The 3950-nt window shown below is 55.8% G+C and carries 3 protein-coding genes and 1 pseudogene; all 4 read right to left on the bottom strand.

All coding sequences use genetic code 11. The features are described 5' to 3' along the window. Nucleotides 1–51: 51 nt before the first annotated feature. Nucleotides 52–276, bottom strand: a complete 225-nt coding sequence (locus tag LKE08_RS02105; protein WP_324702537.1) for a hypothetical protein — start codon at nt 274–276, stop codon at nt 52–54. Then, nucleotides 266–988, bottom strand: coding sequence for a Uma2 family endonuclease (locus tag LKE08_RS02110; protein ID WP_324702538.1), 723 nt, complete (start codon nt 986–988; stop codon nt 266–268). Before LKE08_RS02110 ends, LKE08_RS02105 begins: the two co-directional genes overlap by 11 nt. Before the next feature lie 399 nt (nt 989–1387). Next, the gene (locus LKE08_RS02115) at nt 1388–3340 is read right to left on the bottom strand and encodes an alginate export family protein (protein ID WP_324702539.1); all 1953 of its coding nucleotides are present in this window, start codon (nt 3338–3340) and stop codon (nt 1388–1390) included. A gap of 47 nt (nt 3341–3387) precedes the next feature. Continuing rightward, a pseudogene (locus LKE08_RS02120) lies at nt 3388–3858 on the bottom strand (SDR family oxidoreductase); the annotation flags it as partial. Nucleotides 3859–3950 lie beyond the last annotated feature (92 nt).

Here is a 3950-nt window from a genome sequence, read left to right on the forward strand (position 1 = left end):
CGGATCTGAATCCACAGGCAAGATGCCCGATGCTCCGTTTTGAATTTTGCCTCATTTGAGCCGAAACGGTCTACTACAAAGGCTGGCTGTTTCGGGATTGTAATCGCCCCCATGTTGGGGCAGTCTGCCGTTTTCCGCGACAAAGCGATCGATTTCCTCAAAACCGGCGATAATCCGCTCCTCTCTGGGGGAGTATTGGCGGGGCGGTTCCGGGTCGATATCCACCCCCAATTCGGCCAGCAATTCCAAATCTTCATCGGTAGTTTTATTGGACATTTTTTTCCTCCTCGGGTTCGGATTCAGCCGTGCCGTCCTTTCGTTCTGGCAGGTTTTGTAACTGTTGGATTAACCAACTGGCAGCGGCGGTGTTGGTTTCGGTGGTCAGTCGTTCTAGGGTTTGTTCTAGGAGGGTAATAGGCAACCCAGTTAAAACCTGGGATTCCTCAATCGATTCATAACGCCCCGATTCCGCCAAAGCAAAGGCAAAAATCCGCAGTCCTTTCACATCAACGACCCAATATTCCGGGATATTTAAGCTGGCGTAGAGTTGCTTTTGTTCGTCCAAGTCAAGGCTGAGGGTGGTGTCGGCAATTTCCCCCACCAGGTCGGGCAAACGGTGGCGTCGCAAGTCAATCCGGCGCGGTTCGCCCGGTTGCCATCTGGGAATGTTGTCGCCCTTGTAGAGTACCAAATCTGGCGCACAGGCGTGGGTGTCGGGGCGTTCAATAATGCAGCGACGATAGGATTGCAAGACACACTCGGGGTGCAGGAATACCCAGAATCCAAAAATCATGGTCATCAAATCACTGAACGAAGCATGATTGGGCCCTTCTTTACCCATATCGATCCACAACCATCCTTTATGAAATGAGATTTTCCGCCAGTCTATAGCTTGGTTATCCCGGATAGCCACATAGTCTTGCCAGGTGGCATCGTGGCGTTGGAGGATGGAGTTTGGGGGGGTGGGTTTTTCTAGGGAGAGCGTCATGGATTGTCGCCTAGAGAGGATGGGTCAGGCGAGGGCAGGTTTTAACCCGCTCCTCCAGATCATTGTACACCGGCTCTCAAACCCCCAATTCTGGGGGATCTTAGCCGAAAGATTTTTACGAATCATTGCACTCGGCGATTTTGATAATTTTGCGATCGGCAGTTTTGACCAGTTGAAATCCCGTCTCGGGATCGGTGCCCTGCCATTCCCCCAGTTCCTCGATGATATGTTCCACTTCAATGAGGCAATTTCATCTTAAATGAGGCAATCACCCAACCGACTGGACTGCGATCGCTCTTTTCTCACAGGCAGGATGCCTGTGCTACGTTGGGAGTCAAGTTGTACCGGACTACTGGACTGAATATTGCCTCGTTTGAGCTGAAACGGTCCACTACTGAACTAGAAGAACATGAACAATGAGAGTTGTAGGGTGATCCAAGGATCGGGGGTATGGCCGACAGCTTGGCGAATGGCAGAACCCGGGAAAGCGATCGCCCCCACTCCCTGAAGCAAGAAATTCTCCGATACAGTATATCGGGTCAGCAACAAGAACTCGTGACCCAGGTCGTGGGAGTCCAGCGTTGAGAGGGCGGGATTGCCACCGAGATTGTTCAATTGGTCCGCAAAGCGATAATAATAATCCAACGAAATCAAAAGGCGATCGCTGGGATTCACCTTGAACGTGACTCGATGGGAAAAGGTATTGCTATTGTTAAAAACCTTGCCCAAATTGATCCCCTGCAACCAATCCGTCAGTCCGCTCGCTTGCAGCGGATCGAAGCGTTCGTAGGTGGAGGTGTGGGGATTGTCGCCGCTGAACCCCGCAAAGCGATAGCTAATGCTGGGCTTCCAAGAAACCTCCTCGGCAGTATAACCCAGCCACACATAACCCCCCTGGGCGGACATACTCTGCTGAGTGCTGAATTGATACGCATATTCGCCCTCTATCCAGAGTCCCGACACCCCGAATAATGACGACAGTCGCAGGCGGGGATTGATCGCCTGCAACCCCTCGCGGGTGAAGTTACGGCTATCCGGCAACACATACAGCCGGGACGATCGCGGTACGGTTACATAGGTCAAAGCCGCCTCGACGCCCTTATTATTGTTGTAGCTCAGGCTCGTCCCCAGATATTGAGTGTGGCTCTCGGCCGCCGGCAGTTCGTCGGGTTCCAGGAAAAAGCCCAGCCAGCGGAAGTCCCCCATCTGCAGATTAGCCAGCACCGTCATATCGTAGGCGGTGCGGGGACTCGAGTAGCTGGCCCCGCGATCGAGGGCGTTGGCCGAACCGCTGAACTGCGAAAATAAAAATCCTTGGTTGAGTTGAAAAATTTGCCGTCCCGCCGACAGGTTGAAGCTGAGGGGACTTCCGGTTTCGGCGACGAGCAACCCGCCGTAGAGTTGTTCAATATCGCCGTAGAAGCGATCGCCCGCGCGGAAAATGTCGGGTTGCAGCGTCCCGGATATGGTATAGGAACCGGCAGCATAGGCATAAATCGGAGCATCGCCCAGACGGGTGATCCCGGCCAAACCGGGTTCCAAATAATATTCCCCCCAGGTCAGAGTTCCCGTGGGCTGGTAGGGACCCGAAACCAACTCGCGGGCACTCCCGAACCTGGGATTGGTGTCGCTGAAGCCCCCCACGCCCCCGTTGAAGATGATTTTTGCCAAAGTGCGATCGCTCTGGTACAGGGTCGGAAAATCGCGGACATCGCCGCTGACCAACAGGCCCGTCGGTTCGGGAGCGGGCCTCTCCCCGGTTTCCGGGGGCTGCACCGTCACCAGTAACGCCACAATCACCGCCCCCGGTCGGTGGGACTCGTAGAGGCGATATTCCGCCCCCTCTACGAACGGCAACTGTAGCACCCGGTTCAGGGCCCCGTCGGCAAACAGGGGGCTAAAACTCCCCCCCGGCCGAATGCCGAAGGTATTTGCAAGTTGCCGCCGCAACGCTTCATTTTGCTCCGGGTCGTCGGTGGGGTTGCGAAGGTAGACGAACACCTGCTCGATGGGAAAACCCTCCCCAAAATTGGGGGGGATTCGCAACCCCGCGTTGGGGTCTTCCGGGTCCGACGGGACGGCATCTCCCCCGACTTCTGCAACCGTCGGAACGGCTGGAGGTTGTTTGCCCAAGCTGAAAAAGAAGTCCAAATTTTCATCCGGAATCGCCCCCGCCGTGGCGGGGGACAGGTCGATCGCCCGGGTCGAGGGGAGCAGGGACTTTTCTGCGTTGAGGGCAGTTGTCGAAATCTCCCGGTCGATCTGGGCTTGACTCGGAGTGGGCGTCAAAGCCAGCATTGAAAGGGGGACTCCCACCCAAATTCCGCGATACCAGAAGAAAGAGGGAACCATCAAATCCAATTTCATCGGAAAATTGCAGCAGAAACGGGCGATCGGATTTATTCGGGCTTCAGCCGCACCCGCTTGCCCCCGCCGGAGACTTGCAAGGTCTGGCCGCTCACCCAGGACCCCGCCGGTGACGCCAGCCACAGGAAGGCGTTGGCAATGTCCTGGGGTTTGCCGGCCCGTCCGGTCAGGTTGTCGGGGTGGGCCAGGGCATACTGGGCCTTTTCATCCAAACCCGCCTCCGCGTAGCCCGGGGTAATGACCGTACCGATGAGCACCGTGTTGATGCGGACCTGTTTGGCAAAATAGTGGGCCAAACCCAGCATCATGTGGTTGAGGGCGGCTTTGGCGGCGGAGTAGGCGATGAAGTCAAAAGCGGGCAAGACCCCCACCAGGGAACCGGAGTTGGTGATGGTGGCATTTTCGGCTTGGAGGAGATAGGGACGGCAGGCGGAGGTCATCCGCATGGCCGACAGGGTGTTGAGTTTGTAGCTTTCGGTCATTTCTTCCAAGGGAACGTCGAGGGGGTCGTCGTAGGCTTTACGAGAAAAGGACGAGAGCTTGAAAGCCGTGTCTTTTTAAAGCACGGATGAAAAGCGAACGGCGACTTCAGTCG

Origin of the sequence: Lyngbya sp. CCY1209 (assembly GCF_035615495.1) — a bacterium.
Taxonomy (GTDB): domain Bacteria; phylum Cyanobacteriota; class Cyanobacteriia; order Cyanobacteriales; family Microcoleaceae; genus Limnospira.

Bases quoted from the DNA above. Each gene is read 5' to 3' on its own strand.
- LKE08_RS02105 (WP_324702537.1), bottom strand. From the start codon at position 276: ATGTCCAATAAAACTACCGATGAAGATTTGGAATTGCTGGCCGAATTG.
- LKE08_RS02110 (WP_324702538.1), bottom strand. From the start codon at position 988: ATGACGCTCTCCCTAGAAAAACCCACCCCCCCAAACTCCATCCTCCAA.
- LKE08_RS02115 (WP_324702539.1), bottom strand. From the start codon at position 3,340: ATGGTTCCCTCTTTCTTCTGGTATCGCGGAATTTGGGTGGGAGTCCCC.